Genomic DNA, 13,752 nt, shown 5'->3' with positions numbered 1-13,752 from the left:
GGAATTGTGGCATCGATATGTATGCGGGGACTAAGCGGGCGACGTCAGCGCCATTGACACGCGCGCTCGCAACGCCGGCAAAACATCGGCTTCGAACCAGGGATTGCGCTTGAACCATGCGATGTTGCGCGGCGACGGATGCGGCAGCGGCATCACGCGCGGCCCGTATTCCTGCCACCGGGTGAGCGTGTCCGTCAAGGTTGGCCCCCGTGCGTCACCGAGTCCGAATTGTTGCGCGTATTGTCCGACCAGCAGTGTGAGCCTGACCGCACCGAGGTGTTGGAGCAGCTCCTGGTGCCACCGGGGCGCGCACTCTGGCCGTGGCGGCAAATCACCGCTGCGGCCGCGGCCTGGATAGCAGAACCCCACGGGAACGATGGCAAATTTCGAATCGTCGTAGAAGGTGGCGTCGTCGACGCCGAGCCATGCGCGCAGGCGCGTGCCGCTCGCATCGCTCCAGGGGATCCCCGACGCATGCACCCGTGCGCCGGGCGCCTGACCCACGATCAGAATGCGCGCCTGTGCCGACGCGGCCAGTACCGGCCGCGGTGCATGGGGCAGCTTCGACGCGCAAAGCGTGCAACTGCGAATGTCGCTTAGCAGCTTATCGAGCATGACGATTCCGTAGTTGTTTGCCGGGGGCACGGCGCTGTCGGAACGAACCGACTGGTTCGACGCGGCCGCATAGTCTTATGCCCCCGAAGAGCTGCGCCGTGGGTGGTAACGGCCGGATAGCTTAGCATCTGCTCGCAATCGACTACTGCGATTCCGCCGACGAAGCCTGTCGAACCCGCACCGCTTCACGCCTCGCCCAGGCCGCGATACATTCCGATACCTCGCCGACACACGTGGGATACATAGCGCGCTTCTAATCGCTGCATGGCGCCGGGCGCGAGCGTTGTCAGCTCGCCTGAAGGACATTGAACACGTGTCGTCAGAGTCCCGTCGATAGATCAATTGCAAACGATAAGGAAGCTCGCAAATGACTGGCGACAAAGTGTGGTTTATCACCGGCTGTTCCGCGGGGCTGGGGCGCGAGCTTGCCGAAGCCGTGCTCGCGAGCGGTCATCGGCTCACCGCTACGGCGCGGGACACGGCACGGCTGCGGGCTCTGGCCGACAGGTACGGGGATCGCGTTCGCGTGATCGCGCTCGACGTGACCGATCCGGTCGCGGCGCGGGACGCGGTCAGTCTCGCCGTCGAGCAGTTCGGCCGTCTGGACGTGCTTGTGAACAACGCGGGCTACGCCGACCTGGCTTCAATCGAAGACGCGACCGATCAGGCGCTGCGCGAACAGATGGACGTCAACTTCTTCGGTGTTTGCAATCTCAGCCGCGCAGCGTTGCCGGTGATGCGCAAGCAGCGCGCCGGTCACATCATGCAGATTTCGTCTGTCGGCGGACGCGTCGGAGGACCGGGGCTCGCGGCCTATCAGGCGGCGAAGTGGGCGGTAGGCGGCTTCTCCGAAGTGCTCGCCAAAGAGGTCCGCGACTTCGGCATCAAGGTCACGGTGATCGAGCCAGGGTCGATGCGAACGAACTGGGCCGGTTCGTCGATGACCATTCCCGAGATCAGCGAAGCCTACCAGCCGGTCATCGGTCCGGTGGCGGAGCGCCTGCGCCGCAGTGACGGCAATCAGCCGGGCGACCCGGCGCGCATTGCCCAGGTGCTGCTCGATATCGCCGAAGTGCCGGCGCCGCCGTTGCGCCTGCTGGTCGGCAGCGACGCGGTAGCGGTAGCCGCCGATGCCGCGAGGTTTCGCGCCCAGGAGGACGCCGAATGGCGCGCGGTCAGCGAATCCGTTGCATACCCGTCCGCTGACACTGCACAGGTCGCGCAGGCCACGCAAGCCGGAGGTGCGGATTGATACGGCCGCGATCCGCCGGACCGCTCACCGTCGTCGTTCATCTCCGATCCTGATTTCGCCATGCGCCCATTCAGCGCCTTCTTCGTGCTCATCGGCACCTTGCTCACGGCGAGCGGGTACGGGGCGACGTTTTTCCTGTCGATGCATTTCCGGTCTCTCGGGGGCAACGATCTGGATACCGGACTCGCGCTGGCGGAAGCCACGGTCGGCACACTGGTAGGCGTGCTCGTGGTGGGCCGGTTCGCGCGGCGTATCGGCAGCGCGCGCACCACCGCGCTCGCGGCCCTCTGTATTGGCCTCGGCGTGACCGGCTTTGCTGCGGTCGACCGGATGAGCACACCTGGCATTCTCCCCGGCTTTCTCGTGGGCTTCGGCTGGGGAGCGTTCTGTCTCGCCGCGCCCATGTCGTTGACGGAACGCACGAGCGACGCCGATCGCGGATTCTGGTTCATGCGCTTCGGTACGATCCAGATGGCGGGCATTGGCGGCTGTCCCGCCGTGGCCGCAATGGCGATCCGTTCGTGGCACTGGCCGCTCACCAGCGTGTTCTACGTGGTCGGCGGCTTATGCGCGGTCGCCGCGCTGATGCTCGAAGCGTTCGGGCGGGTATCGCCGCACCGGGACGAAGCCCCGGTGCAGCAGGACTGGCTGCGCGAGTCGGGTGCTGTCTGGCGAACGCGCGCCGCGTATCCGATCGTGATGATTTCGCTGTGCGCGTGCGTCTTTTCGGGGTCGATGACGTTTCAGATGTCCATCATTCGCGGCACGCATGCGCAAGCCGGCACCTTCTTCAGCCTCTATGCGGTGACGGTCGTCGTTGCGCGATGGCTGCTCACGCGCGTCGTAGTCAGGCTATATCACGGAGTCGCGACCAGGCTTCTGCTGGCGATCATGGTGCTCGGCACCGCGGCCATGTTCGTCGTGCCGTACCAGCCGGCTTTTCATTCGATAAGCGCAGTACTGCTGGGCATCGGCTACGGGCTCGTCTATCCGACCATCCAGGCGCAGGCCGTGAACGACTGCGCGGCGACGCACCGGCAGCCCGCGCTCACATGGTTCGTCGTGGCGTACTTCATCGGCACGTTCGGTTTCCCGGCGGTGGCAAGCTGGGTGCTCGTTCATATAGGCACGCCCGCGTTGATCGCATTGATGGCGGCCTGCGGTGTCGGCGCGCTTGTCCTCGCGGTCATGCGGGACAGGCACGCGATTGCGCCGTTGTCCAACGCGTGACGGAGCACGGCTTGCTCGTGGCGTGCCGCGCGACTTCTGCTGTAGCTGATTGGTATGCCGCATGAAGCGACCGTCGCTGACGATAGCCGCAAGCGTTCGATGGGCCGGATACATTTCGATACGTCGCCGAAACACCGCCGATACATTGCGCAGTTCAAATTGAAACACCCCTGATTCGCAGCGGCGCAGCGGCGCAACGGCGCAGCGAAAGGCGTCGCAGTCGCTGCGGCGAAGCAGGTGCGCGGCGTCACGTCGATGAGTAGCAAACCGACGCTGCGCGAGCAAGGCGGCGTTAAGCGCGAGCTTTTGCTCTTCCCACTACGAACATACCGGCTTCTGGAGATCAGTCGATGAGAGTGCTATCCGACGACGACATCGTGGTTCGCACATTGCTGAATGTCCTCGATCCTTCCGCGGAACAACTGGACGCCTGCGCGCGGAAGAAGCCTTTGCCGCTCAAGCGGTGCCGCATAGGCACGCGTTCGCCGATGGCCGACGCATCCCACCATCGCGCGAGCCGGCCGGCCCGGATTGCGGTAGTGGAATGGTTGTCGCCGGCGACCATCAGCGTATCGTGGAGCGACTCGTGCACCGGGCGCTACGCCGAGCAGATATGGTGCAGCGGACTCGCGCGGGTCGGTTCCGTATGCGCGCTGACAGGCCGCGCAGTCAGACGCGGCGACCGGATATTCCGCCCGCGTATCCGGCAGATGCGGGTGCCCGGCAATCGCGATCAGGTGATCCTCGCGGAGGCGATCGGACAGCGCACCGATCTGCCAATAGAAGGCGCTGCGGGCTGGCCGTTTTGAACCGCTACACGTGCGACTGGATGCATGCCTGCATACAGTTGGCATCGACACTGGAGGCTACATGAGTGAACTATGGCAATTGTCCGCAACTGAACTGGCGAGGCGTGTGAGAACGCGTGAAGTGTCCGCTCGCGAAGCGGCGCAGTCCGCGCTGGCGCGTCTGGATGCGGTCAATCCGCTCATCAACGCGGTCGTGGCGCACCGGTCCGACTGGGTGCTGGAGCAGGCAGACAGCGTCGACCGCGCGATTGCTCGCGGTGAAGATCCGGGGCCGCTGGCGGGCGTGCCTGTCACGACCAAGATCAATACCGACCACGCGGGTTTCGCCACCACCAACGGCACGCGTTTGCAGGAAAACCTGGTGGCCGAGGTGAATAGTCCCGCTGTCGATAATCTGCAAAAGGCCGGCGCCGTGCTGCTCGGCCGCAGCAATTCGCCGACTTTCGCTCTGCGCTGGTTCACCTCCAACCAGATTCATGGACGCACGCTCAATCCGCGCGACCCATCGCTCACGCCGGGCGGGTCGTCGGGCGGCGGAGCAGCGGCAGTCACCGCGGGTATCGGGCAGATTGCGCTCGGCACGGATATCGGCGGCTCGATACGCTATCCGGCTTACGCATGCGGCATCCACGGACTCAGGCCGACGTTCGGACGCGTGCCCGCGTTCAACGCGTCGTCGCCCGAACGCCCGATCGGTGCGCAATTGATGTCGGCCACGGGTCCGATGGCGCGCACGGTGGCGGATCTTCGCCTCGGCCTCGCCGCACTGGCTGCGCCCGACTTGCGCGATCCCTGGTATCTGCCGATGCCGCTCGAAGGACGCGCGGTGCCGTTGCGTGCCGCGCTTTGCCTGCGTCCGGGCGGCCTGCAAATCGTCAAGGAAGTCGAGCACGCGTTGCTGGACGCGGCCCAACGCCTTCGCGACGCAGGCTGGCGCGTCGACGAGATCGACGACACACCGTCGATGCGCGAAGCCGCGCAATTGCAGGAGCGTCTATGGCTCGGCGACGGTTTCGAGGCGCTGGCCGACTCGGTGGCGCGCGACGGCGACCCCGGCGCGCAAGCGGTGGTGAACGCGGCGCGCCTGAAAGTGAAAGACCTGCCGGCCGACGTAATCAGCCGGTCGCTGGTGCGCCGCACGAGCTTGCTACGTGAATGGCGGCTGTTTCTCGATCAGTATGCGGTCGTGCTGATGCCGGTGTCGGCGGAGCTTCCGTTCCCGGACGATCTCGATCAGCAAGGCGCGGCGGGCTTCGACCGCGTATGGGAAGCGCAACTCACAATGCGTGCGCTGCCTGCGATGGGTCTGCCGGGTCTTGCCGTCACGACGCAACTGGTGAACGGCGTGCCGGTGGGTGTGCAGATCGTGGCCGCGCATTACCGCGAGGACTTGTGTCTGCTCGCGGGTGAAGCGATCGAAGCACGCGGCACACCGCTCTCTCCGGTTATGCCGGTCACTCCGCTTACGTCGCTTACGCCGCTTACGCCGCTTACGCCGCGCGTCTGAGCCGGCATCGCAGGGCTTGCATGAAGCGCACAGGCGGCGGTTGCCGGCTGTGCGAGCGTATGCGTCGGTTAGCTTACCGGTGCCTGATACGCTGCCAGCGCCTGACCGAGAATCTCGCCGGCCCTGCTTTGTGCAATGTGCCGGCCGATTGCCGCGAGGTCGGTGTCGCCGGAGGTGGCGATCAACGCGTAGCTCTGCTTCGCCTGTCTCCAGGTCACCACCTGCATCGTGTTGACGTCCTGCTGCGCGAGCGCGGCATCCGGCTTGTCATCTCTCATCACGCATAGCGAAACCGGCAAGCCTTTCTCCGGCAGGTAGACGATCTGCACCAACGGCTTGTCGTTAAAGCGCAGCCGTTGCACGCGCTTGAACGTCAGTCCGAGCGAACGCAGGTCCGGCACGTGGATCGACAGTCCGTCGTCGCGGCGAATGTCGTCGACGATGTGCGCAAGGCCGGTAATCGGCAAGTCGGACGCAACGGTTTCCCGCGTATAGAGCCGTTGATAATTGACCGCTGCGATGATCCACGGCGATACGCCTGCCGGGATAGCCTGTTGTGAAAGCGTCTGCCCGACACCGCCGGGGGCGCTGCTTCCCGCCAAGCGCAGCACGACGGCGCAACAGAACGCACCGCTTACGAATGCGAGCGCGGCCCACGGAGCCGCGGCGCGAATGCGTGCGCGCACCGGCCGGGCCCACTGAATACCTGTGTCGGAGCCTGAAGCCCCGGACGGCCCGCGCATACGCAAGGACCACGGGCTGCGGCCGCTCGCGCGCGAAGCCCACGCCGCGGCACGATCGTTCCTGCCCACGGCTCTCATGCCAGGAGCCGGCGTTTGCGCTTCTATCAACTGCGCAACGTTGCGCGTGAGGCTTTCCGGAACCGGTGGCAGTTGCTGATGCTGGAACGCCCGCCGATACGGCAACGCCGACGCCCTGAGCAATGCGACGCGTTCGGCGACATCGGCCGAGACGACGATTGTGCGTTCGACTTCCTTGCGCTCGCGCGGCTGCAAATTGCCGTCGACGTACGCCATGAGCAGGATGTCGTCCATAGTCAAGCCCCCTGGTCTCTGCTATTACTCATTACTCGCGCGAGCCACGCTTTTTTGTTTTTCGCTGAACAGGGCCCCGATGGTTTGCCGGGCCCGCGAGAGGCGGCTCATGACGGTCCCGATAGGGACTCCCAGGGTTTGCGCCGCTTCCTGATAGCTGAGGCCCTCGACCGCTACCAGCAGCATCACCACGCGTTGCGCGTCGGGTAGCCGCTGCACGGCTTCGACAATCTGTCCGTCCATCGCGTGTTGTTCAGGCGTGCGCGCGGCGGGGTCGGCGACTGTTTCGAGAAATTCGTCGTCCCAATCCATGCCCGAGCGACTGCGCACGCTGCGCGCACGCAACTCGTTTATCCATGTGGACTGCACGATCGAAAACATCCAGCTAAGCGGCGCGGTGTCCGGCTGAAGCTGATGCGCGCGTTCGAGCGCCCGCACGCAGGCGCGCTGCACGAGGTCTTCGGCGTCGTGCCGGTCGCCCGAAATGCGCAGCGCGAATGTCCACAGGCGTGGAAGCATCGACGGAAGCAGGGCGGACAGATCTGCTGCGGTCATCGAATCGGTCCATCGCCGGATACCATGCGGCCGCCGTCCGCCGGCGCAGGCGTACGCGCGGTATGTTCAAGCAGGCACGCGACCTTCGTTCTCACCGCGGGTCGCGACCGCGCCGCACTGCGTTTCGATTCGTGCGTGCCGTATGCGGCCGGCTGCGATGTCTGGTCTGTTTCCATGGAACGATGCGGATGCGCTGGCTAGTCGACATCACATAAACACGCGTAGCGGGTGATCTATTCCATCGCGGCAAGCGATGCAGGATGACAAGGACTGAACACGCGTGCTCTAGCCGTTTGCGCGCGAACGTGATTTCGAACGCCAATTCCAATGCCAATGCCCACGCCGCCCGTTCACGGCCCGCAAGCGTCAGCAAGCCGCTCGCTCAGCGCACGAAGAAACGCGGTTCTGTCGACGGTGGCGGGAAGTGCATCGGCGAGCCGGTTGTGAAAGGTCGCGGTGTCGACGCCCAGCGCAGCCCGCTGCGCGACGATGCGGGCGACGGGCCCAATATGCGTTGCAAGCTGCCGTGCGGCTGCTTCGATATGCGCGGCATCGGGCACGCGTGCATGAGCCGAAGTGCCGCGTGCCGCAGGTTGAATGCTCTCGCTCACCGGCCGCGAAGACGCGCTTCCCTGCCCGGCAGTATGCCGTTGCAACAGCGTGTCGAATTGATGACGTGTCGCTTCGTCGGGAAGATGACGCGCGAGTTGTGCCGCCAGCATGCGCGGGTTCGTTGCGTGTGCCGCCGCCCGCCGCACGAGCAGCGACGCAACCGGCCCAACGTGGTGCGCGAGCCGCTCTTCGAGCTGCGCCAGCAATTCCGGAGGCCAGCCGATAGAATCGGCGGATACCGCGTGAGCAGTAGCGGTGATGATCGGTGGTGCAAGCGCCTCGCGATTCACCGGCGCCGCGACCACCGTCCGGTCGGTATCGCGTTCTGCCGCGAGCGTATCCAGCAGGCTCAGCAACTCCGCGCGCCAGCTTTGCGCGGACAGGTAGCGTGCCTTGGGCTCTTTTGCAAGCGCCTTGCGCACCATCGCATCGAGCGAGGTTGGAAGGCCAGGCGCTTCGCTCGACGGCGCGGGCGGCATGCCGTTCAACACCTGTTGCATGACAGCCGCCGATGAGCCGGCGAACGGGCACTTGCCGGTCAGCATCTCGTACAGCACGACGCCCGCGGAAAACAGATCGCTGCGTGCGTCGATCGGTGCGCCCGTGTACTGCTCGGGCGACATATACGCAGGCGTGCCGATCATCATGCCTATCTGCGTCAGACGGCCCGTGTCCAGTTGCGCGATGCCGAAGTCGGCGATCTTGCATTCGCCACGCGGCGCAATCAGCAGATTGGCGGGCTTGATGTCGCGATGGATCACGCCAGCCTCGTGCGCATACGCCAGCGCGTCCAGCAACTGCGCGAACCACGCGAGCGTGCGCACGAGCGGCAATCTCGTGCCATGCAGGGCCTCTTTCGCGAGCCGTGCGGCGAGCGTTTCTCCGCGCACATATTCGAGTGCGATAAACGGGACGCCGTCGGCCTCGCCATAGTCGAACACACCGACGATATGCGGGTGCACGAGCCGCCCGGCCGCGCGCGCCTCGTTGATAAAGCGCGCGGGCAGTTCCGCATCGGCCGCGCTGCTCCCTTGCTGCGAGTCGCGCAGCAACTCGGGGTTGATCGTCTTGAGTGCGACTTGCCGCTGGATATGCGGATCGGTGGCGAGATAAACGGTGCCCATCGCGCCGCGGCCAAGCACGCCATCGACCAGATAACGGCCGATCTGCCGCGGCGCTCCGCTCGTCGCGGTCATGGTTGCAAGCCGTGCGGCACGGTTGCGGCCGCACCGGTCTCGTCGAGTATCTCGAAGGCCGTCACGAGACTGGTGCGCATTCTTCCGAACGACACCGCGAGCGAAGCGATCTCGTCGCTACCGCGTGTGGGCAATTCCACTTCGCCGAGTTTGCCGAGGCTGACTTCGTCGGCGGCACGCGAGAGAGCCTGCAGGCGCCGCGTGACGAGCACATGCACCATCACGTTCAGGACCACCAGCACGACCGCGAACACGACGCTCAGGGCGGTCATGAAGCTGCGCCACAGCGCCCGGCCGCGCGCGATCGATTCCGACATCGGCACCGACACGAACTCTGCGCCGATCACGTCGTTCATGGTCCAGCCAAAACCGTTCGCCGGCCCGTACTTGTCGAGCATGGTGCGCGGCGCCGCCGACGGCGTGCTGTGACACTGCATGCAGGCGGCGTCCGTGATCCGGCTGGGACGCGCCAGAAACAGCAGATGTTCGCCGCCGGGAGTGCGCCGCTCGCCAGTCACCTCTTTCAGCGCGGGCTTGTCGTGCAGATGCGCAATCACTTCGGTTTCCCAATCGGTCGGGCGATCGCGTAGGTTGGTCGGATTGAGCATCGTCGAACGATACGAGAAGTTCGGGAACGCACCCTGCAACGTATTCAGCATTTCAATCGCGGAGAACGCGGGCACGGACTCGGGCACGAACGAATACTGAATCTGTGTCGAGAGTAACGGCGTGATGTGCTGAGCCGTGTAATTCTGCATCGCCTCGGCGGCGCTCATCAGCACATTGGCGTCGTGCCGGGTTTCGTCGAGCGACTGCTGCTGCAGCACATGATTTGCGACGATGCCCGCCGCGCTCAGTCCAATCGCGAAGATTGCGATGAACACGAGATTGAACTTGATGGCGAGTGACAGCTTCATGGTCGAGCCCATGCGGATGAGTAGGACGAGTAGGCAGAAACGGGAGCGGCTGTGCCGGCCCGCCACGCAGGTCGCGGATGTCGCTGCGCGAGCGGCCGCCAGTCCGGCAGATCGTGCAGGTGTTGGCGGATGTCGCGGCGGAACGCCGGGTCTGACAGGCGTGCGCCGAAGCGTTGAGTAAAGCGCGTGGCCGGGTCTGTTCGCACCGCAAGCGCGCTGCCGAGCCAGTCGGACACGTCCGCGTAGGTCACGGGGCGTGAGCCGGCTGCCGATGGGCTCGCCGGGCGCGGCGCGGCCGGCGCGGCCGGCTCGGGTCGCAGCGGCAGCGGGCGCAGCGCGTCGCGGAACGCGAGCGGCATCGCGGCCACGAATGCGGGGTCAAGGCGTGCCGAAACGATAACGCGTGCGTTGGTTTTGGAAAGCCGCGCGAACTGATGAGTTGATATCGCCGTCCGCGCGGGCTCGCCATGCGGCTTGCCGAGCGTGACCAGTTGTGCGGACCCGCTTTCGCAGAACACAGCGTGCGCGTCGTCGCCGGCGTAAGCCGGCGTGGACGCGGCAATCACGAGCGCGCTGCGTTCGGCCGGCGTGACACGCATACGCTCAGTCTCAACGACAGGCACCGCGCAATTGGCCGCGGCGCAAACATGCTGCACCTTCAGCCAGCCGCGTAGCAGCGCGACATGGCCATCGCGCGCAAGCAACACCCGAGTGTCACTTCCCAACGCAAGCACATTGCCCGTTTCGTCCTGCATCTGAACGATGCCATTGGAATCGGGCGGAGTTTCGACGATATCGTCTGGCGCGAGCCGTTGGCCTGAGCCGGCCCGATACACAGTGCTTTCGTGGATCGTCGTCACCGGTGCGCCGGTTTGCATGATCGTCCAGCCGGCGTGCGCATACGGTGCGAGCGCGAGCAGGCAGAGGGGTAAGAGCCGCATCGGTGCAATTGCGATCGGGCACAAGCGTGTGGGATCTTCGGATGATGTCATTGCGTGCCGTGTACTGAAGCCACTGTTCGATAACCACTGTTGCTGACTGAACAGCCGGCTGCCCGGATTTATTCCGGCACGTCACGACGAATGTCGCGGCGTCGCGCGCTCGCGTGCGTTCCCGCGAATTTTCAAAGCAATCATTCGAGCGACGGAATATTCACGCCGGCCCAGATGTTCTGGTTGCGGAATGCGGTTGCGTCGATGGACGAAAGCTCTAGCAGATCGATTCACAAATCACGGAATAGATCGCGAGTCTGCGCTGTTGTGTGAGCGTGGACGACGGCCGGGCACCAGCACCCGGCTCATTCGAATCCCGAACCTGAATGCATCCAGAGGAACGAGCGTATGGCAACGAGACAGAGCAGTCAGAAATTCATTGCGCGAAATCGTGCGCCGCGCGTACAGATCGAATATGACGTCGAGCTGTACGGTGCGCAGAAGAAAGTGCAGATACCGTTTGTGATGGGCGTGATGTCGGACCTCTCCGGCGCGAACAGCGGCGATCTTCCGCCGATAGAAGAGCGCAAGGCATTGGAGGTGGATGTCGATAACTTCGACAACCGCATGCAGTCGATGAAGCCGCGAGTGAACTTCAACGTTCCCAATACGCTGACTGGCGAAGGCAATCTCGAAGTGGACATGACGTTCGAAAGCATGGACGACTTTTCGCCCGCGGCAGTCGCGCGCAAGGTCGATGCGCTCGCCAGGCTACTGCAGGCACGCACGCAACTGGCGAACCTGGGCACTTATCTCGACGGCAAGGCCGGCGCGGAAAAACTGATTGCCGAGGCGCTCAAGGACCCTGCGCTGCTGCAATCGCTAAGCGCCAGTCCGAAGCCCGTTGACACCGAACCCGGACAGGAGTGAGCGCGATCATGGAAAGTCAGAAGCAGTTGGACACAGCCGCGCAAGGCACCCTGAGCGAAACCAGCGACTTCGCCGCGCTGCTCAACAAGGAATTTCGCCCGAAGAACGAACGCGCGAGAGAGGAAGTCGAGGCGGCGGTGCGCACGCTCGCCGAGCAGGTGCTGCAGGATTCGAACATCGTCTCCGATGACGTGACCCAAACCATCAATGCGTATGTCGCGGAGATCGACCGCAAGCTCAGCGAGCAGTTGAACCGCATCATGCATCACGAGGAATTCCAGAGGCTGGAAGGCGCGTGGCGTGGCCTGCATCATCTGGTCACGAACTCGGAGACCGATCCGATGCTCAAGATCCGCGTGCTGAACGTGTCGAAGAAGGAGTTGGGCAAGAACCTCAAGCGCTTTAAAGGCGTTGCATGGGATCAGAGCCCGGTGTTCAAGCGCGTTTACGAAGAAGAGTATGGTCAGCTTGGCGGCGAACCATACGGCTGCCTGATCGGCGACTACTACTTCGATCACAGTCCGCAGGATATCGAGCTGTTGCGCGGCATCTCACAGGTGGCCGCCGCGGCCCACGCACCGTTTATCTCCGCCGCCGATTCCACCTTGCTCGGCATGGAGAACTGGAGTGAGCTCGCGAATCCGCGCGATCTGTCGATGATCTTCACGACGCCGGACTACGCGGGCTGGCGCTCGCTGCGCGAAATGGACGACGCGCGCTACCTCGCGCTGACGATGCCCCGCACGCTTGCGCGGCTGCCTTACGGCGCAAAGACCGACCCTGTCGACGAGTTCGATTTCGAAGAAGACACGGAAGGCGCCGATTCGTCGAAATACACATGGCAGAACGCGGCCTATTCGATGGCGGTGAATATCAACCGCTCATTCAAGCTATATGGCTGGTGCACGCGCATTCGTGGCGTGGAGTCGGGCGGTGCGGTCGAGAATCTGCCGGTTCACACTTTCCCGAGCGACGACGGCGGCGTGGATATGAAGTGCCCGACTGAAATTGCGATCACCGACAGGCGCTCGGCCGAACTCGACAAGATGGGGCTGATGCCGCTCGTGCATCGCAAGAACTCGGATGTCGCCGCGTTCATCGGCGCACAGTCGGTGGCGAAGCCGGAAGAGTACGACGATCCGTCGGCGACCGCGAATTCCAATCTCTCGGCGCGGCTGCCGTACATGTTCGCGTGCTGCCGCTTTGCGCACTACCTGAAGTGCATCGTGCGCGACAAGATCGGTTCGTTCAGCACGCGTGAGCAGATGGAGAGCTGGTTGTCGAACTGGGTGATGAATTACGTCGACGGCGACCCGGTGAATTCTAGCGAAGAAACCAAAGCACGCAAGCCGCTCGCCGCCGCGCAGGTCGTGGTGGAGGAAGTGGAGGGTAATCCCGGCTACTACACGTCGAAGTTCTTCCTCAAGCCGCATTATCAGTTGGAAGGCCTGACCGTGTCGCTGCGGCTCGTGTCCCGCCTGCCGTCCGCGCTCGCGGCGTAGGCGTCCCGCACCACGTCACCATGCAGAAAACCTGTCCGCGGCGCAAACGCCACGGGCTCCACGTTCGCCGCACCGGCGAGCACACTCATTAGCAACGGGAAGAGGTCAATATGGCATTCGATATGCATCTGAAATTCGGCGCTGGTTCGGTCACGATCCAGGGCGCGTCCAACCATTCGAAGCACAAGAACGAGGTGCCGATCATCGCGTGGTCCTGGGGCGTCAGCAACACCGGCAACCTTCACACTGGCGCGGGCTACGCGTCCGGCGGCAAGGCGAACATTCAGGACATCACCATCACCAAATACGTCGACAGCTGTTCGAACGCGATTCTCAACGCCTGCTGCACGGGCGCGCGCCTCGACACTGCCTATCTGTACGTGACCAATGCGACCGGTCAGCAAACGGACTTCCTGACAATCGAATTGAGCGAAGGCGTGCTGATTACGTCGGTGGCGACCGGCGGCAGCGGCGGCGATGAGCGTCTGACCGAAAACATCACGCTGCACTTCGGCAAGTTCAAGTATTCGTTCCAGCCCCAGGACGACGAAGGCAAGGCAAGCGGCGGCACGAAGGACTTCACGTTCGACATCCAGCAGGTCGCGAAACAGTAAGCGAGTTGAGGTGCGGGACGACAAGG

13 protein-coding genes are annotated in these 13,752 nt (G+C 64.1%); 7 read left to right on the top strand and 6 right to left on the bottom strand.

Going from position 1 to position 13,752, the window contains the following annotated elements; translation table 11 throughout:
* Positions 1-30: 30 nt before the first annotated feature.
* Positions 31-615: a uracil-DNA glycosylase family protein gene (locus ABIE53_RS19230; RefSeq protein WP_029970256.1), complete on the bottom strand. Its 585-nt coding sequence runs from the start codon at positions 613-615 to the stop codon at positions 31-33.
* 367 nt (positions 616-982) lie between these two features.
* Between ABIE53_RS19230 and ABIE53_RS19225 the strand changes: the two genes are divergently transcribed.
* The 4 genes from ABIE53_RS19225 to ABIE53_RS19210 all read left to right on the top strand — a co-directional run bounded on the left by ABIE53_RS19225 (position 983) and on the right by ABIE53_RS19210 (position 5,413).
* Complete coding sequence (locus ABIE53_RS19225) at positions 983-1,867, top strand: oxidoreductase (protein WP_192699856.1); 885 nt, start codon at positions 983-985, stop codon at positions 1,865-1,867.
* A 60-nt stretch (positions 1,868-1,927) separates the two neighbouring features.
* Positions 1,928-3,097 (top strand): MFS transporter, encoded by a 1,170-nt coding sequence (locus ABIE53_RS19220; protein ID WP_192699857.1) that lies wholly within the window; start codon positions 1,928-1,930, stop codon positions 3,095-3,097.
* A 350-nt stretch (positions 3,098-3,447) separates the two neighbouring features.
* Entirely contained in the window at positions 3,448-3,906 is a 459-nt protein-coding gene (locus tag ABIE53_RS19215) for a DUF3331 domain-containing protein (RefSeq protein ID WP_192699858.1), read from the top strand.
* A 61-nt stretch (positions 3,907-3,967) separates the two neighbouring features.
* Positions 3,968-5,413 (top strand): amidase family protein, encoded by a 1,446-nt coding sequence (locus ABIE53_RS19210; RefSeq protein ID WP_192699859.1) that lies wholly within the window; start codon positions 3,968-3,970, stop codon positions 5,411-5,413.
* A 68-nt stretch (positions 5,414-5,481) separates the two neighbouring features.
* Here the strand turns inward: ABIE53_RS19210 and ABIE53_RS19205 are convergent, their stop codons facing one another.
* The 5 genes from ABIE53_RS19205 to ABIE53_RS19185 form a co-directional block, all read right to left on the bottom strand.
* Positions 5,482-6,468, bottom strand: coding sequence for an anti-sigma factor family protein (locus ABIE53_RS19205; protein ID WP_192699860.1), 987 nt, complete (start codon positions 6,466-6,468; stop codon positions 5,482-5,484).
* Positions 6,469-6,492: 24 nt separating this feature from the next.
* Positions 6,493-7,023, bottom strand: coding sequence for an RNA polymerase sigma factor (locus ABIE53_RS19200; RefSeq protein WP_006049781.1), 531 nt, complete (start codon positions 7,021-7,023; stop codon positions 6,493-6,495).
* Positions 7,024-7,373: 350 nt separating this feature from the next.
* Complete coding sequence (locus ABIE53_RS19195; protein WP_192699861.1) at positions 7,374-8,831, bottom strand: serine/threonine-protein kinase; 1,458 nt, start codon at positions 8,829-8,831, stop codon at positions 7,374-7,376.
* Positions 8,828-9,748, bottom strand: coding sequence for a Tll0287-like and HAMP domain-containing protein (locus ABIE53_RS19190; protein WP_006049779.1), 921 nt, complete (start codon positions 9,746-9,748; stop codon positions 8,828-8,830). Before ABIE53_RS19190 ends, ABIE53_RS19195 begins: the two co-directional genes overlap by 4 nt.
* On the bottom strand, positions 9,745-10,689 hold the full coding sequence (locus tag ABIE53_RS19185; protein WP_192699862.1) for a hypothetical protein: 945 nt from the start codon (positions 10,687-10,689) through the stop codon (positions 9,745-9,747). Before ABIE53_RS19185 ends, ABIE53_RS19190 begins: the two co-directional genes overlap by 4 nt.
* A gap of 399 nt (positions 10,690-11,088) precedes the next feature.
* Between ABIE53_RS19185 and tssB the strand changes: the two genes are divergently transcribed.
* The 3 genes from tssB to ABIE53_RS19170 all read left to right on the top strand — a co-directional run bounded on the left by tssB (position 11,089) and on the right by ABIE53_RS19170 (position 13,726).
* Complete coding sequence (tssB, locus tag ABIE53_RS19180) at positions 11,089-11,610, top strand: type VI secretion system contractile sheath small subunit (RefSeq protein WP_029970266.1); 522 nt, start codon at positions 11,089-11,091, stop codon at positions 11,608-11,610.
* Between the two features lie 8 nt (positions 11,611-11,618).
* Positions 11,619-13,112 carry a type VI secretion system contractile sheath large subunit gene (tssC, locus tag ABIE53_RS19175; protein WP_029970267.1) on the top strand — a complete coding sequence of 498 codons (1,494 nt, stop codon included), beginning with the start codon at positions 11,619-11,621 and terminating at the stop codon, positions 13,110-13,112.
* Between the two features lie 110 nt (positions 13,113-13,222).
* Positions 13,223-13,726 carry an Hcp family type VI secretion system effector gene (locus tag ABIE53_RS19170; protein ID WP_006049774.1) on the top strand — a complete coding sequence of 168 codons (504 nt, stop codon included), beginning with the start codon at positions 13,223-13,225 and terminating at the stop codon, positions 13,724-13,726.
* The last annotated feature ends 26 nt before the right edge of the window (positions 13,727-13,752 follow it).

The organism is Paraburkholderia sp. OAS925, assembly GCF_040543975.1.
Taxonomy (GTDB): Bacteria; Pseudomonadota; Gammaproteobacteria; order Burkholderiales; family Burkholderiaceae; genus Paraburkholderia; species Paraburkholderia graminis.
This window is presented reverse-complemented; position numbering and strand designations above follow the sequence as displayed.

Bases quoted from the DNA above. Each gene is read 5' to 3' on its own strand.
- ABIE53_RS19230 (WP_029970256.1), bottom strand. From the start codon at position 615: ATGCTCGATAAGCTGCTAAGCGACATTCGCAGTTGCACGCTTTGCGCG.
- ABIE53_RS19225 (WP_192699856.1), top strand. From the start codon at position 983: ATGACTGGCGACAAAGTGTGGTTTATCACCGGCTGTTCCGCGGGGCTG.
- ABIE53_RS19220 (WP_192699857.1), top strand. From the start codon at position 1,928: ATGCGCCCATTCAGCGCCTTCTTCGTGCTCATCGGCACCTTGCTCACG.
- ABIE53_RS19215 (WP_192699858.1), top strand. From the start codon at position 3,448: ATGAGAGTGCTATCCGACGACGACATCGTGGTTCGCACATTGCTGAAT.
- ABIE53_RS19210 (WP_192699859.1), top strand. From the start codon at position 3,968: ATGAGTGAACTATGGCAATTGTCCGCAACTGAACTGGCGAGGCGTGTG.
- ABIE53_RS19205 (WP_192699860.1), bottom strand. From the start codon at position 6,468: ATGGACGACATCCTGCTCATGGCGTACGTCGACGGCAATTTGCAGCCG.
- ABIE53_RS19200 (WP_006049781.1), bottom strand. From the start codon at position 7,023: ATGACCGCAGCAGATCTGTCCGCCCTGCTTCCGTCGATGCTTCCACGC.
- ABIE53_RS19195 (WP_192699861.1), bottom strand. From the start codon at position 8,831: ATGACCGCGACGAGCGGAGCGCCGCGGCAGATCGGCCGTTATCTGGTC.
- ABIE53_RS19190 (WP_006049779.1), bottom strand. From the start codon at position 9,748: ATGAAGCTGTCACTCGCCATCAAGTTCAATCTCGTGTTCATCGCAATC.
- ABIE53_RS19185 (WP_192699862.1), bottom strand. From the start codon at position 10,689: ATGCGGCTCTTACCCCTCTGCCTGCTCGCGCTCGCACCGTATGCGCAC.
- tssB (WP_029970266.1), top strand. From the start codon at position 11,089: ATGGCAACGAGACAGAGCAGTCAGAAATTCATTGCGCGAAATCGTGCG.
- tssC (WP_029970267.1), top strand. From the start codon at position 11,619: ATGGAAAGTCAGAAGCAGTTGGACACAGCCGCGCAAGGCACCCTGAGC.
- ABIE53_RS19170 (WP_006049774.1), top strand. From the start codon at position 13,223: ATGGCATTCGATATGCATCTGAAATTCGGCGCTGGTTCGGTCACGATC.